At 69.1% G+C, this 17,554-nt stretch carries 18 protein-coding genes; 5 read left to right on the top strand and 13 right to left on the bottom strand.

What is annotated here, in order from left to right; translation table 11 throughout:
• Nucleotides 1-8: 8 nt before the first annotated feature.
• The 12 genes from B0920_RS14935 to B0920_RS14990 form a co-directional block, all read right to left on the bottom strand.
• Nucleotides 9-401 carry a hypothetical protein gene (locus B0920_RS14935; RefSeq protein WP_078033458.1) on the bottom strand — a complete coding sequence of 131 codons (393 nt, stop codon included), beginning with the start codon at nt 399-401 and terminating at the stop codon, nt 9-11.
• 28 nt (nt 402-429) lie between these two features.
• On the bottom strand, nt 430-891 hold the full coding sequence (locus B0920_RS14940) for a DoxX family protein (protein ID WP_078033459.1): 462 nt from the start codon (nt 889-891) through the stop codon (nt 430-432).
• 10 nt (nt 892-901) lie between these two features.
• The gene (locus tag B0920_RS14945) at nt 902-2,221 is read right to left on the bottom strand and encodes an acetamidase/formamidase family protein (protein ID WP_078034431.1); all 1,320 of its coding nucleotides are present in this window, start codon (nt 2,219-2,221) and stop codon (nt 902-904) included.
• Between the two features lie 29 nt (nt 2,222-2,250).
• Nucleotides 2,251-3,237, bottom strand: a complete 987-nt coding sequence (locus B0920_RS14950) for an alpha/beta fold hydrolase (protein ID WP_078033460.1) — start codon at nt 3,235-3,237, stop codon at nt 2,251-2,253.
• A 9-nt stretch (nt 3,238-3,246) separates the two neighbouring features.
• Nucleotides 3,247-4,008, bottom strand: a complete 762-nt coding sequence (locus B0920_RS14955; RefSeq protein ID WP_078033461.1) for a DNA-binding domain-containing protein — start codon at nt 4,006-4,008, stop codon at nt 3,247-3,249.
• The gene (locus B0920_RS14960) at nt 4,005-4,841 is read right to left on the bottom strand and encodes a DUF692 domain-containing protein (protein ID WP_078033462.1); all 837 of its coding nucleotides are present in this window, start codon (nt 4,839-4,841) and stop codon (nt 4,005-4,007) included. Before B0920_RS14960 ends, B0920_RS14955 begins: the two co-directional genes overlap by 4 nt.
• A 60-nt stretch (nt 4,842-4,901) precedes the next feature.
• On the bottom strand, nt 4,902-5,171 hold the full coding sequence (locus tag B0920_RS14965; protein WP_078033463.1) for a hypothetical protein: 270 nt from the start codon (nt 5,169-5,171) through the stop codon (nt 4,902-4,904).
• Nucleotides 5,172-5,248: 77 nt separating this feature from the next.
• Nucleotides 5,249-5,524 (bottom strand): DUF2282 domain-containing protein, encoded by a 276-nt coding sequence (locus B0920_RS14970; protein ID WP_078033464.1) that lies wholly within the window; start codon nt 5,522-5,524, stop codon nt 5,249-5,251.
• A gap of 183 nt (nt 5,525-5,707) precedes the next feature.
• Nucleotides 5,708-6,472 (bottom strand): alpha/beta fold hydrolase, encoded by a 765-nt coding sequence (locus tag B0920_RS14975; RefSeq protein WP_078033465.1) that lies wholly within the window; start codon nt 6,470-6,472, stop codon nt 5,708-5,710.
• Nucleotides 6,473-6,665: 193 nt separating this feature from the next.
• The gene (locus B0920_RS14980) at nt 6,666-6,962 is read right to left on the bottom strand and encodes a CzcE family metal-binding protein (RefSeq protein ID WP_078033466.1); all 297 of its coding nucleotides are present in this window, start codon (nt 6,960-6,962) and stop codon (nt 6,666-6,668) included.
• A gap of 147 nt (nt 6,963-7,109) precedes the next feature.
• On the bottom strand, nt 7,110-7,589 hold the full coding sequence (locus tag B0920_RS14985; RefSeq protein WP_078033467.1) for a MarR family winged helix-turn-helix transcriptional regulator: 480 nt from the start codon (nt 7,587-7,589) through the stop codon (nt 7,110-7,112).
• 91 nt (nt 7,590-7,680) lie between these two features.
• On the bottom strand, nt 7,681-8,859 hold the full coding sequence (locus B0920_RS14990) for an MFS transporter (RefSeq protein ID WP_078033468.1): 1,179 nt from the start codon (nt 8,857-8,859) through the stop codon (nt 7,681-7,683).
• Between the two features lie 317 nt (nt 8,860-9,176).
• Between B0920_RS14990 and B0920_RS14995 the strand changes: the two genes are divergently transcribed.
• The 4 genes from B0920_RS14995 (at nt 9,177) to B0920_RS15010 (ending at nt 15,510) form a co-directional block, all read left to right on the top strand.
• Nucleotides 9,177-9,596, top strand: coding sequence for an Ohr family peroxiredoxin (locus tag B0920_RS14995; RefSeq protein WP_078033469.1), 420 nt, complete (start codon nt 9,177-9,179; stop codon nt 9,594-9,596).
• 103 nt (nt 9,597-9,699) lie between these two features.
• Nucleotides 9,700-10,839 (top strand): efflux RND transporter periplasmic adaptor subunit, encoded by a 1,140-nt coding sequence (locus B0920_RS15000; RefSeq protein ID WP_078033470.1) that lies wholly within the window; start codon nt 9,700-9,702, stop codon nt 10,837-10,839.
• A 4-nt stretch (nt 10,840-10,843) separates the two neighbouring features.
• Nucleotides 10,844-14,023: an efflux RND transporter permease subunit gene (locus B0920_RS15005; protein WP_078033471.1), complete on the top strand. Its 3,180-nt coding sequence runs from the start codon at nt 10,844-10,846 to the stop codon at nt 14,021-14,023.
• Nucleotides 14,020-15,510, top strand: a complete 1,491-nt coding sequence (locus B0920_RS15010) for an efflux transporter outer membrane subunit (RefSeq protein WP_078033472.1) — start codon at nt 14,020-14,022, stop codon at nt 15,508-15,510. The genes B0920_RS15005 and B0920_RS15010 overlap by 4 nt, the downstream gene beginning before the upstream one ends.
• A 10-nt stretch (nt 15,511-15,520) precedes the next feature.
• Here the strand turns inward: B0920_RS15010 and B0920_RS15015 are convergent, their stop codons facing one another.
• Complete coding sequence (locus tag B0920_RS15015) at nt 15,521-16,423, bottom strand: LysR family transcriptional regulator (protein WP_078033473.1); 903 nt, start codon at nt 16,421-16,423, stop codon at nt 15,521-15,523.
• A 93-nt stretch (nt 16,424-16,516) separates the two neighbouring features.
• Here B0920_RS15015 and B0920_RS15020 point away from each other — a divergent pair, with 93 nt between their 5' ends.
• Nucleotides 16,517-17,518, top strand: coding sequence for a sodium-dependent bicarbonate transport family permease (locus B0920_RS15020; protein WP_078033474.1), 1,002 nt, complete (start codon nt 16,517-16,519; stop codon nt 17,516-17,518).
• Nucleotides 17,519-17,554: the final 36 nt, after the last annotated feature.

A 17,554-nucleotide genomic window follows, 5' to 3' on the forward strand; every position in this document is an offset into this window, starting at 1 on the left:
CGGGCGGCTCAAGGCCGCTTCTCTTCCTTCTCCTTGCCGCCCAGGACCAGGGTCTGGCCCAGCACCCGGGTGGCGAAGAAGCCGTTGCGCGCGAACTCGCCGCCCACGCCCACGCTCAGGAAGCAGGAATAGTCTTCCTGTCCGGCCGGCCCCGCGAGGTGCTCGGCCCACGGGTCGCGCGCCAGGCGCTGCTCTCCGGCGGGCCGCTGCGCAGGCACCCGCGACACCTGGGCCTGGGCGGGCGCCGGCAGCGAGCGCAGGGCATCGACGATGGCGTTGCGCGATACGCCTGCCCGGCTGCAGGCGCCGTCCGCGCACACGTCCTGGCCGGCGGCCTGCGCCGGCAGGACGATGCAGGCGGCGGCGATCCAGCCGGCCATCCACAGTCCGCTCTTGTTCATGCTGTCCTTCCTTTCTTGAAGGCGCCGCTCAGGCGCGGCGCGCGTTGACCGGCTGGGTGGCGCCGGCGTGCAGCAGATGGTCGAGCGAGAGCGCGCCCCCGCCGCGCGCCACCAGCGGCAGCAGCAGGGCGACCCAGCCCAGGTGGACCGGCCAGGCGTCCGGGTAGACGAAGAACTGGATCACGGCGGTCATCCCCAGCAGGCCCAGGGCCGACAGCCGGGTCGCCAGGCCCGCCACCAGCAGCACCGGGAACAGGTGCTCGCCCAGGGTCGCCAACTGGGCCGCCAGGTCGGGCGGCAGCAGGGGCAGGTTGTACTCGTACTCGAACAGCTGGTAGGTCGAGTCCTTCAGGGTCAACAGGCCCTCGACCTTGGTGCGGCCCGAGCGCCAGAAGACGGTGGCCACCGACAGGCGGGCCAGCAGCAGCAGCAGCGCGGGAGGCAGGGCGCGCTGGGCGGAGGTGGTCAGCGCTTGGTAATTGAACTGCATGGTGGGTTCCTCAGAGTTGGTATTTCTGGCGCACCAGGTGGCCGATGCCGATGCGGTCGAGCACGGGCATGGGACACAGGAAGGTGACGCGCACGGTGCCGGGCAGGCGGCTGATGTCGATCGAGCCGTTGATGGTGGCGCGGTTGAGCACTTCGTCGTAGGGCAGGCCGGTCACGGCGGCGGCGCGCGCCAGGCCGTTGCGCACGGCGGCGTTCAGGTCCGGGCCGCTGCCGATGAAGGTGATCGGGCCGGTTTCCTCGATCTCGCGCTGGCCCCAGCGCTCGCCCAGCGCCTGCACCTGGCGGCGCTGTTCGGGGGTGAGCGGGCGCGCCAGCGGCGGCAGGTCGTCCAGGTTCTGCAGCAGGATCGGGCCGTCGATGGCCAGGCCCTTGATCACCTCCACGCTCAGTTCGGTCTCGCCGCTGACGTCGGTGGCATGGCCGGCGATCTCGCCATTGCCCTGCTGGGCATGCATGTCGCCCAGGTAGACGCCGGCGCCGGGCACCTTCACCGGGCAGATCAGGATCGCGCCTTCGCGCACGGAGTTGGTGTCCATGTGGCCGTCGGTGCGGGCCGCGTCCAGCTCCTCCTTGCTCATGCCGTAGCGGTGCGGCGCGCCCACCAGGTGCTGGCCGAAGTCGGCGCAGTTGTGCGAGTCCGGCAGGTCGCGCGCGGGCGTGGTGCCGATATTGCCGAGGAAGGGACGCATGGGCGCGGCCACGCCGGGGATGTCGGCCCGCGCCAGCGCCAGGATCGAGTGCTGCTGGGCCGCCTCGGGCAGGGCGGACATCAGCCCGGCCTTGCCGGCCAGGCGGTCCGCGACTTCCTGGTTCACTGTCAGGCTCATCTGGCTGTCCTGGTCGAACACGATCACATAGCCGTGGCTGAAGCGGAAGGCGTTGACCTCGGCGCCGCAATGGCTGCAGCGTACCGCGTGCTCGCCGATGCCCTCGATGTGGCTGACCGGGTGTTCGGTCCCGCAGGCGTTGCAAAACTTGGCGACGAAGGGATCGCCCTTGTAGCGGCCGTCGACGAACTGCATCACGCCGGACGAAGTGGCGATCGAGGTCACGCGCATGCGCTCGATCCGGATCGCGACCGCGTCGCCCACCTCGGCGCCTTCGATGGCGATCGGCTGGGTCACTTCGTGGCCGCCCTGGAAGGCGGGCGTGATCATCGGGCCCCAGCAGCCGGGCGGGGTGCCTGCGACGATGCGGCCGCCGTCGGCGAGCGGCCCGACCATGGGCTGGCTGGGGCCGATGATGCCGTGGGTGTAGGTCGAGACGTGCAGCACGTCGAGCGCGCCGCTGCTGTTGGTCTTGTCGGTCATGGTGTGGTCTCCTTCTTGGTTGGTGTTGGTCAGGTGCGCCATTTGCCCTTCGCGACCAGTTCTTCCGCCGCCGCCGCCAGCGCGGCCGGGGCTTCGACCGCCAGATCGTGGCCGACGCCGGGCAGTTCGCGGTGGCTGTGGGCGGCGCTGAAGTTCAGGGCCTTGGCCAGCGGCATCACACCGCTGGCGCCGCCCTGCAGGGTGATGGCCGGCACGGCCACCGGCGCGCCGGCCGCCAGGCGCTGCTCGATGGCGTCGTAGCGCGGATCGCCCCCCTGGCCGTCCTTGCGGTGGCGGTAGGCGTGGGTAAGGATGGCGACATGGTCGGGATTGGCGAAGCTGGGCAGCACGCGCGCGAACCTGGCTTCGTCGAACCTGGCCTTGGGCGAATTCTTCTTCCAGATGGTGCGCGCGATGTCGCCGCGGTTGGCTTCCAGCTCGGCCCTGCCATCCTCGGTGTGGAAGTAGAACTGGTGCCACAGGCTGGCCTCGTCGACGCGGCCATTGCCGGCCATGACCACGCCGATTACCCGGGTCGGGCGCGCGACGCTGGCGGCGTAGGCGGCCTGGGCGCCCCAGCCGAAGCCGACGAATACGGCTTCCGGGAAGTGCAGGGCGTCGATGAAGTCGATCAGGTCCTTGCCGAGCGCGCCCAGCTGGGCCGAGCGCGGGGTGGCTTCTTCCTTGAACCGGGTGCTGCCGTGGCCGCGCAGGAAGGGCACCATGACGTGGTGGCCCTTCCTCGCCAACAGCTTCGCCAGCTCGGCATAGCTGTGGATGTCGTAGTTCAGGTCGTGGACTAGCACCACCGGCCGGCCGGTTTGCGGTCCGGTGGCGTAGTAGCCGATATCGAGGACCTCGGTGGCGACCTGGCGCAGCGCCAGCGCGCCCGTGGCGGGGCGGCGCGCGGACTTGGCGGTCGGGGCGGCGGAAGCAGGGATGCTGCCCAGCAGCGGGCTGGCGAGCAGGGTGGCGGCGCCGCCGAAGAAGCGGCGGCGCGAGAACGGGAAGCGCATGGTGATCTTTCAGTAAATGTCGGGAACGGTGTCCAGGCCGGTGACCAGCCCGGCGTCGATCCAGCCGGCCAGCAGTGCGCCGGCGGTGGCGATGCCCTGCTCGTCGCCCAGGCGCGCCACCAGCCAGGCGCACAGGGCGGCGAAGCTGCCGTGCCGGCGCATGTCCTCGAGCGCCTCCTGTTCGAGCGGCTCGAGCACGCGCAGGGACGATTCAAGATCGCGCCGCCAGACCATCACGGCGGCCGCTTCGGGCAGCATGGCGCCGTCGCAGGGCACGCCGGCGTCGAGCGAGCGCCAGACTTCCGCGGCGTTGGTGCTGACCCGGCGCAGCATCAGGCTGGGCGTGAAATGCAGGCGCGCCGTGTCCCAGTCCACGTTGGCGAAGTCCGCCACCGAGAGGGGCGGGGCGTCGGGCGCGATGAAGGCGGCGCCCAGCGCATGTTCGATCCAGGCCAGCTCGTGGACGTCGGGGTTGGCGGGGAAGACCTCGACCAGGGTGGCTTCGAAGCCGTCGGCATAGGCGTCCAGGGTCCAGGCATGGGGCGGATGGCGTTTGATGTGGGCCACTGCCGCGTGCAGGAAGGCCTCCGCGCCGAGGAAGCTGTGCAGGTGCGGATAGCTGACTTCCAGGCAGCCGACCAGCTGGGCGCGGTAGTTGTTCTGGTAGACCGCCAGGCCGGCCGCGTGGGCGCCGGGCAGGCGCAGGCCGAGCTGCTCTTCGCCGCTCACCAGCCAGAGGCGGAAGTCCTGCTGGAGTTCGGCGAGCTTCATGCCAGCACTCCCGCGCCGATGTGGCGCGCGGTATCGAGTTCGGCCAGCAGTTCCGGCAGGGCGGGGATGTGGTCGTCGCGCTCGATCATGGTGGCGACCGGCCCGCACAGCACGCGGGCCTGGGCGTACAGGTCCCAGACGCCGTCGATCACCGAGCTGTCGTGGGTGTCGACCAGCAGGCCGTCGCCCTGGCTGTGGCCGGCCAGGTGGATCTGGCGCACCTGCTGCGCCGGAATGCCGGCCAGGAAGTCCGCGGGATCGAAGCCGTGGTTGACCGCGCTGACGTAGACGTTGTTCACGTCCAGCAGCAGGCCGCAGCCGGTGCGGCGCGCCATTTCGGCGATGAATTCCCATTCGGTCATGTCGGCGCCGGCGAAGCTCAGGTAGCTCGAGGGGTTCTCGAACAGCATGCTGCGGCCGAGGGCTTCCTGGGCTGCGTGGATGTTGGCGCACACGATGGCCAGCGCTTCCTCGGTGTAGGGAAGGGGCAGCAGATCGTGGGAGTTGAAGCCGTCGATGCGCGACCAGCTCAGGTGGTCGGACACGAACAGCGGTTCGATCTCGTCAACCAGGGCCTTGAGGCGGCGCAGGTAGTCCTGGCGCAGGCCGCTCGCCGATCCGATCGACATGGACACGCCGTGCAGCACCACCGGGTAGCGCTCGCGCACGCGGCGCAGGGTGTCGCGCGGGCGCCCGCCGTCGACCATGAAGTTCTCGGAGATGACCTCGACGAAATCGACGTCGACCTCGGTCTCGAGGAAATCCCGGTAGTGCTCGCGGCGCAGTCCGAGGCCGTAGCCCTGGAACGGAGCAGGTGGAGGCAGGAGTGGCATGGTGGTCCTTCGCGTGGGTCTGGACGAGGCCCGCCGCGCGATGGCGGCGGGCGCAGGGGCTTAGGCCTTTTCGGTCAGCGAGCCGCCGAGCTTCTTGCACTCGGTCGGGGTCTTGACGATGACGCCCTGGCCCTTGCATTCGTTCAGGCCCTTGCAGTCATGCTTGGAGGTGGCGCAGACGCTGGTGCCCTTGCAGGTGTTGGCGCCGTAGCAGCGGGTCGGCTGTTCCTTTGCGGCGGCGTGGGCGGTCGCCTGCATGCCGATGGTCGAAAGGGCGAGCAGGGCGGCGGCGCCGGCCAGTCCGGCGCGCGAAGTCAGCGAGAGGTTCATGAGTAATCTTCCTTGGATTGCGGTGAATGAAACCGGCGTTCAGGGACGCCGGGTGAAACGCGGCGCTGGCGGGTGGATCAGGCCTTCTTTTCCGTCAGCGAGCCGAAGCCCTTCGGGGTCTTGATGCTGGTGCAGGTGCCTTTTTCGACCAGGGTCCAGGCATTGCCCTGGTAGTCCTTGGTCGAACTGCCGGCGCACGAGGTGCCCGGACCGGCGGCGCAGTCGTTCTGGCCGGCCTTCGAAACGCCGTAGCATTTCTCCATTGCCTTCTTGGCGGGCGCCGCGGTCGCGGTGCCGGCGAACACGGTGGCCAGGGCCAGTGCGGCTGCCAGGCAGGCGGTGGTTTGCTTCATGGGTGACTCCTTCCAAACAGGGGATGAATGCCGGTCTCGGCCGGCGCCGGGTGCCGGTCATCCGGCACCTTGTACTTCAGTCTAGGCAGGGCATGTATCGGGCCGATGTCGGCTTGCGGCGTCAAAGCGCGTACTTCGTGTCATCCGGCGCTGCGGACACATGGCGACACATGCCGGCGCCGTTTACTTCACTTCCTGCGCGGCCTTCACGATCACGGCCGCGACTTCCTCGGGCTTGGCCAGGTTCAGCGCGTGGCTGGACTGGATCTCGACGATCTTGGAGCCGGCGCGCTGGTACATCCAGCGCTGCAGTTCCGGATTGATCACCTTGTCCTGGGTGGCGACGATGGCGTAGCTCGGCTTGCTGCGCCATGCCGAATCCCAGGCCGGGGTGTTCAGGCTGGCCGGCGACACGCCGTTCTGCGCGACCTTCAGGAAGTTGGTGCGGTTCGGCGGGATGTCGCCGGCATACACCTCGGGGAACTTGGCCGGGACGATCGACTGGCGGCCGTCGGCGGTGACGCGCAGGTCGTTGTGCAGCGCGGGCTTGGAGGCCAGCAGCTGGGCCGCGCTTTCGCCGGTCGCCGGCTGCAGGGCCGCCACGTAGACCAGCGACTTGACCTTCTCAGCGGTGCCGGCGATCGAGACCACTACGCCGCCGATGTCGTGGCCGACCAGCACCACCGGGCCGTCCTGGGCTTCGATCGCGGCGCGGGTGGCGGCGACGTTCTCGTCCAGGGTGTCGTTGGTCTGCTGGACCACGGTCACGTTGTAGCCTTCGATCCACAGGCGGTCGTGGATCTGGCGCCAGGTCGACGAGGCGTCCACGTAGGCGCCGTGCACCAGCACGACGTTCTTCGCGCCCTTGGTGACGGTGTACGGCAGTGCCGAGGCGAGGGCCGGGGCGGCCAGGGCCGCGATCAGGGCGGCGCTCTTGATGAGGTTCATGCTTGTCCTTTGAAGTGGCGTGTGTTTGTTGTGGCAGGTTGGCCCTGCATCACGAGTGGCGTGATGGGAGCAGTCTAGGAAGCGCGTATATCCCCCTTATTTCCGGTACACCCGGCGGGACGCTCGCTTTTGTATCCGTCGCCCCGGCCCGCAACATGCGGAAACAAAGCCGCCGTGCGCGGGGAAGAAGGCGTCATGCGCCGGCCTGGCGGCGCGCGGGCGCGACCAGCACCCGGATCTCGCCCAGCGCGATGGCGGCCGGCACCAGCTCAGAGAGGCTGAAGGCGCGCACCCCTCGCGGGGCGGCGATCAGGCGGGTGTAGGTGGCGCCGCCGACACGGATGCTGACGGTCTCGCCCTCGGTGACGCTGAGATGGCGGGTGTGCGGCGTGACGTGCAGCAGCCGCGCCGGCGCGGCGTGGTCGGCGGCATGGGCGACGGCGGCCGGCAGGCCGGCGACGAGCGCAAGGGCGAGGCGAACGAAGGACATGGCGAGACTCCGGAAACGGGCGCGAAGGCCGGTTCCCGTATCAGGCCAGTCTCATGTATCCGGAAGATGCGCGCCTGGTGTCGGCGCAGAGGAGGAATGTGTCCGGCAGGGGCGCCGGACACAATAGGAAACAAGGAAGTGGAAGGCTTAGTCGTCCTTGGCGCGCTCGCGCACGGCCGCGAGCACGTTGTCGCGGACCCGGGCGATGGCCTGCTGCACCACCGGCAGTTCTTCCGGGGTCAGCTTGGTGTCGGCGAGCACGCTCTTGGGACTGGCCTCCTGGCGTAGTCGGCGGCCGGCCTCGGTCAGGCCGATACGCACCTGGCGCTCGTCCTCGGGATCGCGGCGGCGCCGCACATAACCCATGGTTTCGAGCTTCTTGAGGATGGGCGTCAGCGTATTGGACTCGAGGAACAGCTTCTCGCCCAGGCTGCTGACGGTCTGGTCGTCTTCCTCCGACAGCGCGATGACCACCAGGTACTGGGTGTAGGTCAGGCCGAGCTTGTCGAGGATGGGCTTGTAGGCCTTGTTGAGCGCCAGGTTGGCCGAGTAGATCGAAAAACACAGGTAGTCGGCCAGTTTCTTGGTTCCGGGAGCGTCCTGCGGGGCGCGCTTGTTCGCCTTCATCTGGGTTCTCCTTGGGTGCGCGGAAGGGTGCAAACGATTATATATCGAACGCGATTGCATCCATTCCGATTTTCCTTGCTTACAAGATTCCTCAAGCCCGCTGGGCGACCGGGGCCGCGGCCGCCGCCGCCGCCGCGATGCGCTGGTCGGCAAGGCGGGCGATGCCGAAGGCGAGCAGGAACAGCGCGCCGGCCAGCAGGCCGATGTAGTGCGCGCCGATCAGCGCCACGCCGGCCGCCCCGAGCACGCCCGCCGCCGACACGCCGACATACAGCGCGGCCGAGTTCAGGCCCATCAGCAGCGGTGCGGACGCCGGCGCCAGCGAGATCAGGCGGTGCTGCTGGGGCACCAGCAGGCCCCAGCCGCACAGTGCCCACAGCACGGCCGCGGGCAGCGCGGTCCAGGCGCTGGCCGAGGTCCAGGGCATGAGCGCGAAGTTTACGGCGCCGACCAGCAGGGCCGCATGGATGATGCGGCGGCTGCCGTAGCGGTCGGTCAGCTTGCCCGCGATCAGGTTGCCGAGGAAGGCAGCGACGCCCCAGGCCAGCAGCAGGGCGGCCAGCAGCTGGGGATTGCCGGCGGTGGCGCGGTCGAATACCACGCCGATGTAGGTGTACACCGAGAAGGCGCCGGCGTAGGCCGCCAGGGTGGTGAGCAGGGTCAGCGCGATGCGGCCGTCATTCAACGGCGCCAGGCGCTGGCGCAGGGTGGCGGCGGGCGGCGGCGCGATTTCCGGCAGGGTGATCGAGACCGCCAGGCTGGCCAGCACGCCCAGCGCGCTGACGAACCACATGGTGGCGCGCCAGTCGCCCAGTCCGCCGATCAGGGTGCCGAGCGGCGCGCCGAGCGCGGTGGCGCCGGACAGGCCGGCGACCACGATCGCCAGCGCCGCGGCGCGCCGTTCCGGGGCAACCAGGGAAGCGGCGGTGGCGGTCGCGGTCGGGCTGAACATGGCGGCGCCGATGCCCGCGATCACGCGGCTGGCCAGTACCCAGCCGATGTCGGGGGCCAGGGCCGTCATGACGTTGCCGGCGATGAAAATCGCCATGCCGGTCAGCAGCAGGCGCTTGCGCGGCCAGTGCGCAAGCAGGGCGGCGAAGGTGGGGGAGAGCAGGGCGTAGCTGAGCGCGAACAGGGTGACCATCTGGCCGGCCAGCGCGATCGACACGCCGAGCGAATCGGCGACCTGCGGCAGGATCCCCGCCACGACGAAACTATCGGTCCCGATGGCGAACATGCCAGCGGCCAGGATGTACAAACGGCGGTCCATGACGGCTCCTTGAAGATGGGTGGATATTAAAGCGGATGCGATCTAATTTGCCCGAAGTCTAGGCAGGAAGCGCTGCAAAGTCAAGCGGATGCGATCTAATTTCTTTTGATGCGGCGTCCACGAAAGCCAAACGAAATTCTTGACGATGATGCGTATCATGCTGTTTTCAAAGGGATTTCAAGTGGCTATCAGCAGGGTTGGCTGTCCCGCCCGCAAAAAAATCGGTTGACGCGGACGGTGGTTCAGGTAATCTATATCGGATCCGATCTAATCGGTGCGGAGTTAAATCGCCGATTGAACCACTTGAAGGAAAGACCATGAGCCGGATCGAACAAGTGCTCTACACGGGCAAGGCCCGCATCACCGGAGGCCGCGACGGTGCGGCGCGCAGCGACGACGGCCGCCTCGACGTCCCGCTGGCGCATTTCGCCTCCGCCGGACCCGGCACCAACCCCGAGCAACTGCTGGCGGCCGGCTGGGGCGCCTGCTATCTCGGCGTGATGGGAACCCTTGCGCGCAGGGCGCACCTGGCCCTGCCGCGCGAGGCCGCGGTCGACGTCGAGATCGACCTCGGCCTCACCGCCAGCGCCGGTTACCGCCTGCAGGCGCGTTTCCGGGTCGCGCTGCCGGGCCTCGACGCCGACGTCGCCCACATGCTGGCCGACGAGGCGCACACGATGTGCGCGTACTCGAAGGCGCTGCACGGAAACATCGATATCCACACCAGCCTGGCCTGAAGGCGGCGGGGCCGGTTCGCCTGCGCCGGCTCCGTCGCCCCTGTCAGGCAGGCCAGCCGGACGCCTCGCGCGAGGCCCGGTGTCACAGAAAGCGAGTACCAACATGATTTCTCCTCCCTATACCGCGGCGCTGCGCGCGTCCGCCCTCGCGGCCGCCGTGGCCGCCGTGCTGTCGGCCTGCTCGGCCAACGGCGCCCAGACTCCGGCGGCGCCGGCAGCGCCCCAGGTCTCGGTCGCCGCCGTGCTCGAACGCCCGGTCGCCGAGACCCAGGAATTCTCCGGACGCCTGGAAGCCATCGAGCGCGTGCAGATCCGCGCGCGCGTCGCCGGCTACATCGCCGCGGTCCACTTCAAGCCCGGCGCGCTGGTGCGCAAGGGCCAGTTGCTGGTCCAGATCGACCCGCGCCCCTTCCGGGCCGAGGCCGACCGCAGCGGCGCCCTGGCGGCGGCCGCGCGCGCCCGCGCCGACCTGGCCAAACTCGAGCTCGAGCGCGCCGGCAAGCTGTTGGCCGACAAGGCCATCGCCCAGCGCGAATTCGACGAGCGCAGCGCCTCCTGGAAGGAGCTGGACGCCAGCGCCCGCGCGGCCGCCGCCCAGGCCGAAGCGGCGCGCCTGAACCTCTCCTTCACCGAGGTGCGCTCGCCGATCGACGGCCGCGTGGGCAAGGACGAACTCACGGTGGGCAACCTGGTCGACGCCTCCAACGTGCTCACTTCGGTGGTTTCGCTGGAGCGCATCTACGCCAGCTTCGAAGGCGACGAGGCGACCTACCTGCGGGTGGCGCGCCGTGCCGGCAAGGATCCGGTGACGGTGCAGGTCGGCCTGGCGGGCGAGGACGGCTTCCCGCACGAGGGCAAGCTCGAATTCGTCGACAATCAGCTCGACACCCGCAGCGGCAGCGTGCGCCTGCGCGCCCTGCTGGCCAACCGCGACGGCAGCCTGGCCCCCGGCCTGTTCGCCCGCGTGCGCGTGGGCGGCGGCCAGGCCCGGGCCACGCTGCTGGTGAGCGACCGCGCGGTCGGCACCGACCAGAGCCACAAGTTCGTTTACGTGGTCAAGAAGGATGGCGCGCCCGAGCGCCGCCCGGTGGTGCTCGGCCCGGCGGTGGACGGCCTGCGCGTGGTGCGCGAAGGCCTCCGCGCCGGCGACATGGTGGTCGTCAGCGGCCTGCAGCGCATCCGCCCCGGCGTGAACGTCGCCCCCACCGTGGTGCCGATGACGGCCACCGGCGAGAAGGGGTGAAGCCATGAACTTCCCGCGCTTCTTTGTCGACAAGCCGATCTTCGCCGCCGTGCTCTCGGTGCTGGTGTTCGTGGCCGGCGTGGTGGCGATCTTCGCCCTGCCGGTGTCCGAATACCCGAACGTGCAGCCGCCTTCGGTGGTCGTGCGCGCCCAGTACCCCGGCGCCAATCCCAAGGTGATCGCCGAAACCGTGGCCACTCCCCTGGAGCAGGAGATCAACGGCGTCGAGAACCTGCTCTACATGACCTCGCAGAACACCTCGGACGGGGCGCTGCTGCTGACCGCCACCTTCAAGATCGGCACCAATGTCGAGCAGGCCGAGACCGCGGTGCAGAACCGGGTCCAGCGCGCCCTGCCGCGCCTGCCGGAGGAAGTGCGCCAGATCGGCGTCACCACCCTCAAGACCTCGCCAACCCTGACCATGGTGGTGCACCTGATCTCCCCGGACGGCCGCTACGACGACCTCTACCTTCGCAACTACGCGGTGCTGAACGTCAAGGACCGCCTGGCGCGTCTGCCGGGCATGGGTGAAGTCGTGCTGTTCGGCTCGGGCGACTACGCCATGCGGGTCTGGCTCGATCCGCAAAAGGTCGCGGCGCGCCAGCTCAACGCCAGCGACATCGTGCGCGCCATCCGCGAGCAGAACGTGCAGGTGGCGGCCGGCGTGGTCGGGCAGGGCCCGGCCAAGGGCGCCGACTTCCAGCTCAGCGTCAACAGCCAGGGGCGCCTCAAGACCGAGGAAGACTTCGGCAACATCGTCGTCAAGTCAGGCGCCGACGGCGCGGTCACCCTGCTCAAAGACGTGGCGCGCATCGAGCTGGGCTCCAGCTCCTACGCGCTGAACGCCCTGCTGGACAACCGCCCGGCGGTGGGCCTGCCGATCAAGGAGGCGCCCAACGCCAATGCCCTGCAACTGGCGGCCGACGTGCGCGCCACCATGGAAGACGTGGCCAAGGACTTCCCCGAGGGCGTGGAGTACCGCATCGAGTACGACCCCACCCAGTTCGTGCGCGAGTCGATCAATTCCGTGATCCACACCCTGCTCGAAGCGGTGGTGCTGGTGGCGATCGTGGTCATCCTGTTCCTGCAGAACTGGCGCGCCTCCATCATTCCGCTGCTGGCGGTGCCGGTCTCGGTGGTGGGCACCTTCGCCGTCATGCTGGCCTTCGGCTTCTCGATCAACACCCTGTCGCTGTTCGGACTGGTGCTGGCGATCGGCATCGTGGTCGACGACGCCATCGTCGTGGTCGAGAACGTCGAGCGCAACATCGAGGGCGGGCTGTCGCCGCATGACGCGACCATCCAGGCCATGAAGGAAGTCTCGGGACCGATCATCGCCATCGCCCTGGTGCTGTGCGCGGTGTTCGTGCCGATCGCCTTCGTCTCCGGTCTGACCGGCCAGTTCTACCGCCAGTTCGCGCTCACCATCGCGATCTCGACCGTGATCTCGGCCTTCGCCTCGCTGACCCTGGCCCCGGCCCTGTCGGCGGCCCTGCTCAAGCCGCATGGCGCGCCCAAGGACCGCCTGACGCGCGCCATCGACCGCGTGTTCGGCGGCTTCTTCGCTGCCTTCAACCGCTTCTTCGGCCGCGCCTCGCGCAAGTACGAGGGCGGCGTGACCACCGTCCTACGCCGCAAGAGCGCGGCGCTGGTGGTCTATGCGCTGCTGGCGCTGGCGAGCGTGTTCATGTTCAAGGCGGTGCCGGCCGGCTTCGTGCCGCCCCAGGACAAGAGCTACCTGATCGGCTTCGCCCAGCTGCCCGACGCCGCCTCGCTCGACCGCACCACCGAGGTGGTCCGCAAGATGTCCGAGATCGCGCGCACCGTGCCGGGCGTGAAGTCGGCGGTCGCCTTCCCAGGCCTGTCGATTAACGGCTTCACCAACGCGCCCAACGCCGGCATCGTGTTCGCCTCGCTCGAGTCCTTCGACAAGCGCACGGGCAAGGAGCAGAGCGCAGAGGCGATCGCGGCGGAGCTGAACAAGCGCATGAAGTCGGTGCAGGACGCCTTCATCCTGGTGCTGCCGCCGCCCCCGGTGAGCGGCCTGGGCACCACCGGCGGCTTCAAGATGATGATCGAGGACCGCGCCAACCTCGGCTACGATGAGCTCTACCACGCGGTCAAGGCGATGCAGGAGAAGGCGTCCAAGACGCCCGAGCTGCGCGGGGTGTTCAGCGGCTACCAGATCAACGTGCCGCAGCTGTTCGCCGACATCGACCGCGTGAAGGCCAAGCAGCTCGGCATTCCGCTGGCCGAGATCAACCAGACCTTGCAGATCAACCTGGGTTCGGTCTACGTGAACGACTTCAACCAGTTCGGCCGCACCTACCAGGTGCGCGTGCAGGCCGACGCTCCCTTCCGTTCGCAGCGCGAGCAGATCGAGCAGCTCAAGGTGCGCAACGACAAGGGCGAGATGATCCCGCTCTCGAGCATCATGAAGATCGGCGACAGCTACGGGCCGGACCGCGTGCAGCGCTACAACAACTACGTGGCTGCTGAGCTGAACGGCAACGCCGCCCCCGGCGTGTCCTCGGGCCAGGCCCAGGCCGCGATGGAGCGCATCGCCGCCGAAGTGCTGCCCAAGGGGATCAGCTACGAATGGACCGAGCTGACCTACCAGGACATCCTGGCCGGTAACACCATGATCTACGTGTTCCCGCTGTGCGTGCTGCTGGTGTTCCTGGTGCTGGCCGCCCAGTACGAAAGCTGGACCCTACCGCTGTCGGTGATTCTGATCGTGCCGATGTCCATCCTGTGCGCCCTGATCGGCGTGAAGCTCTCGGGTGGCGACAACAACATCTTCACCCAGATCGCCCTGTTCGTGCTGGTCGGCCTGGCCTCGAAGAACGCGATCCTGATCGTGGAATTCGCGCGCGAGCTCGAAGACCACGGCCGCAGCGTGATCGACGCGGCGCTGGAGGCCTGCCGTCTGCGTCTGCGTCCGATCCTGATGACCTCGATCGCCTTCATCGCCGGCGTGGTCCCGCTGGTGTTCTCGAGCGGCGCCGGCGCCGAAATGCGCCACGCCATCGGTATCGCGGTGTTCTCGGGCATGCTGGGGGTGACCTTCTTCGGCCTGTTCCTGACCCCGCTGTTCTACGTGCTGCTGCGCATGCTGGCCAAGCGCTTTGAAAAACCGGGGCGCGGCCAGCTGGCGCACGACCTGCATGGAGCCATGAAATGACACCGAAGCTGATCTCGCACCTCTCTCCCGTACTGGCCGCGCTGCTGCTCGCCGGCTGCGTGACGCCGGCCTTCAAGCAGCCGCAGATCGAGACCCCGACCGCCTTCCGCGAGTCGCAGGCCCCAAGCGCGACCTCGGAAGTCGCCGGTCCGGAGGGCTCGCGCTGGAAGCCGGCCCAGCCGGCCGAGCAGCAGCCGCGCGGCCAATGGTGGCTGGCCTTTAACGATCAGGCGCTGACCGCCCTGATCGAGGAAGCGACTGCCAACAACGCCAACCTGTCGGTGGCCGCCGCCCGCGTCAAGCAGGCCCGGGCGATCGCCGGCATCGCCAACGCCGACCGCCTGCCCCAGGTGGGCGTGGGCGTCGACGCCCAGCGTGCGCGCCCTTCGCCGCTGGAAGCGAAGCTGCCGGAAGGCACGCCGACCCCTGGCCAGACCAGCTACAACGCCAGCCTCACGGCGAGCTGGGAGATCGACCTGTTCGGCCGCCTGTCGGCCGGCGTCTCGGCCGCCCGCGGCGACGCGGCGGCCACCGAAGCGAATTACCGCTCGGTGCTGCTCTCGCTCCAGGCCGACGTCGCGCAGACCTACTTCCGCCTGCGCGCCCTCGATGCCGAGCTGGATACCGTAGGCGAGACCGTGCGCCTGCGCGAGGAAAGCGTGAAGCTTACCCAGCGCCGCTTCGACCTGGGCGACATCGGCGAGTTCGACCTGTCCCGTGCCCGCACGGAGCTGTCGAACGCGCGCGCCGAAGCCATCGGCCTGCAGCGCCAGCGCGCCACCACCGAGCACCAGCTCGCGGTGCTGCTGGGTAAGCCGGCGGCCAACTACGTGGCCGGCCCGAGCCCGCTGCTGGACGGCGCCCTGATGCCGACCATCCCGGCCGGCATGCCGTCCTCGCTGCTGGAGCGCCGTCCCGACATCGTCGCGGCCCAGCGCACGATGGAAGCCTCCAACGCCCGCATCGGCGTGGCGCGCGGCGCCATGTTCCCGGCCTTGAGCCTGAACGCTGCCGGCGGCGGCGTGGCCGGCAGCTTCGCCGAGGTATTCAAGTGGAGCAGCCGCTCGTGGGTGGCCGGCGCCTTGCTGTCGATGCCCTTGATCGACGGTGGCCGCAACCGCAACAACGTGATCCGCAGCGAAGCCGCGCTCGAGGAATCGGTGGGCATCTATCGCCAGAGCGTGCTGAACGCCTTCGCCGAAGTCGAGGACAACCTGGCCGGCCTGCGCATCCTGGCGGGGCAGGGCGAGCAGATCGACGCCGCCCTGGTGTCGGCGCGCCGCTCGGCCGACCTGGCGCAGAAGCTCTACGACGCCGGCCGTTCCAGCTACCTGGAGCTGCTGGACGCCCAGCGCAACCTGGCCCTGGTGGAGCGCAGCGCGGTGCAGTTGCGCGGCAACCGCGCCGTCACCACCGTGGCCCTGATCCGCGCCCTGGGCGGCGGCTGGGACGCGCCGGGAGCAGGGCAGGCGGTCGCCGCACGCTAAGGCGATCCGCTCAGGCGCGCTGCCATTCGCGCGCCGTGCTTTGCAGGTGTTCGAGGAACACCGCGGCGATCGGCGACAGGCGCTTGCCCTTGGGGTACAGCGTCCACCAGCTCGATTGCACCGGGAAGCCTTCGACATCCAGCACCGCGAGCTGCTCGTCCTCGGGATGGGCGGGCAGCGCGTGGCGCGACACCACCGACAGGCCCATGCCCGCCGCCACCGCCTGCTTGATCGCTTCGGTGCTGCCCAGCTCGAGCCGCACGTCTGGGGTGAAACCGAGCTCGCGGAAGTGGCGGTCGCAGGCCAGGCGCGTGCCCGAGCCACGCTCGCGCAGGATGAAGCGCAGCGGCGCCAGCCGCTCGAGCGCGATGCGCTTTTCGCGCGCCAGCGGGTGCGAGGCGGCGGCCACCACTTCCAGTGGATTGGGCAGGAAGGCGTGGCGCTCCAGCTCCAGGTCGTCCGGAGGGATGGACATGATGTACAGGTCGTCGCGGTTTTCACGCAGCCGGCCCACCACGCCGTCGCGGTTCAGGACCTCCAGCGCGATCTCGATGTCGGGATGGCTGGCGCAGAAGCTGCCCAGCAGGCGCGGCACGAAGTACTTCGCGGTGCTCACCACCGCCAGGCGCAGGCGTCCGCGCGCCAGGCCCTTCATGGCGTCCATTTCCTGCTCGAAGGCGCTCCATTCGTCCACCATGGCGCGCGCTGTGCGCGCCAGCGCTTCGCCGGCGGCGGTGAGATGCATGCGCTTGCCGATCTGCTCGTACAGCGGCATCCCCACCGCTTCCGCCAGTTCCCTGAGCTGCATGGACACGGTCGGCTGGGTGACGTGGCAGGCGCGCGCGGTCGCGGTCACGCTCATGTGCTCGGTGAAGGAGAGGAACAGGCGCAGTTGGCGAAAAGTGGCATTCATAGATAAACCTCTATAGACACCATCAGAATAATCGATTTTTCTTGATCGTCAAATGCGGCTAGGATGCGGGCTCTTATTGCACACCGTCATCTCATGCAGAATTTTCTCGATCCCGCCATCCTGTTCTTCGCGGTCGGCATCCTGGCCGGCTGCCTCAAGTCCAATCTCGACATCCCGCAGCAGATCTCGCGTTTCCTCTCGCTCTACCTCTTGATGGCCCTGGGCCTGAAGGGCGGCTTCGCCCTCGCGCACTCGGGTTTCAGCGCCGAGGTCGTGGCCAGCCTGGGCTGCGCCATGCTGGTCGCCCTGTGCATCCCGCTGGCCGGCTACCAGCTGCTGCGTCGTGTGGTGTCGCCCTTCGACGCCGCGGCGGTGGCGGCCACCTATGGCTCGGTCAGCGCGGTCACCTTCATCACCGCCAGCCAGTACCTGGACAACCAGCAGATCGCCTACGGCGGCCACATGGCGGCCGCGATGGCGCTGATGGAGTCGCCTGCGATCGTGGTCGCGGTGCTGTTGGCGAACACCCTGCGCCAGCCGGCGGTGGCGTCCGTGCAGGGCGGCGGCGCGCTGGCGCTGGCGGGCGGTCCCCAGCCCGCCCCCGCGCGCCTCGGGAAGATCCTGCACGAGTCCTTCACGGACGGCACCCAGCTCTTGCTGCTGGGCGCGATGCTGGTGGGCTTCCTGAGCGGCGACGCCGGCAAGGCAGCGATGGCTCCCTTCACCGTCGACCTGTTCAAGGGCATGCTGGCCTTCTTCCTGCTCGACATGGGCCTGCTCACCGCGCGCAACCTCGGCAAGCTGCGCGGCCAGTCGCCCTGGCTGATGGCCTATGCGGTGGGCGCCCCGGTGGTGCATGCGGCGCTGGCCCTGGGCCTGGCCCTGCTGTTCGGCCTCTCGGCCGGCAACGGGGCGCTCCTGATGATCCTTGCCGCCAGCGCATCCTACATCGCCGCGCCCGCCGTGGTGCGTTATGCGATCCCCGAGGCCAGCCCTTCGGTCTACTTCGGCATGTCGCTGGGCGTTACCTTCCCGATCAACATCCTGGTCGGGATTCCGGCCTACGTGGCGCTCGCCCTGGCCTTCCTCGGCTGAGCGGGCGCCCGGTCGCCAGCTTCCGCGCGCCGGCGC

This window comes from Massilia sp. KIM (genome assembly GCF_002007115.1).
In the GTDB taxonomy this organism is placed as follows: Bacteria; Pseudomonadota; Gammaproteobacteria; order Burkholderiales; family Burkholderiaceae_D; genus Telluria.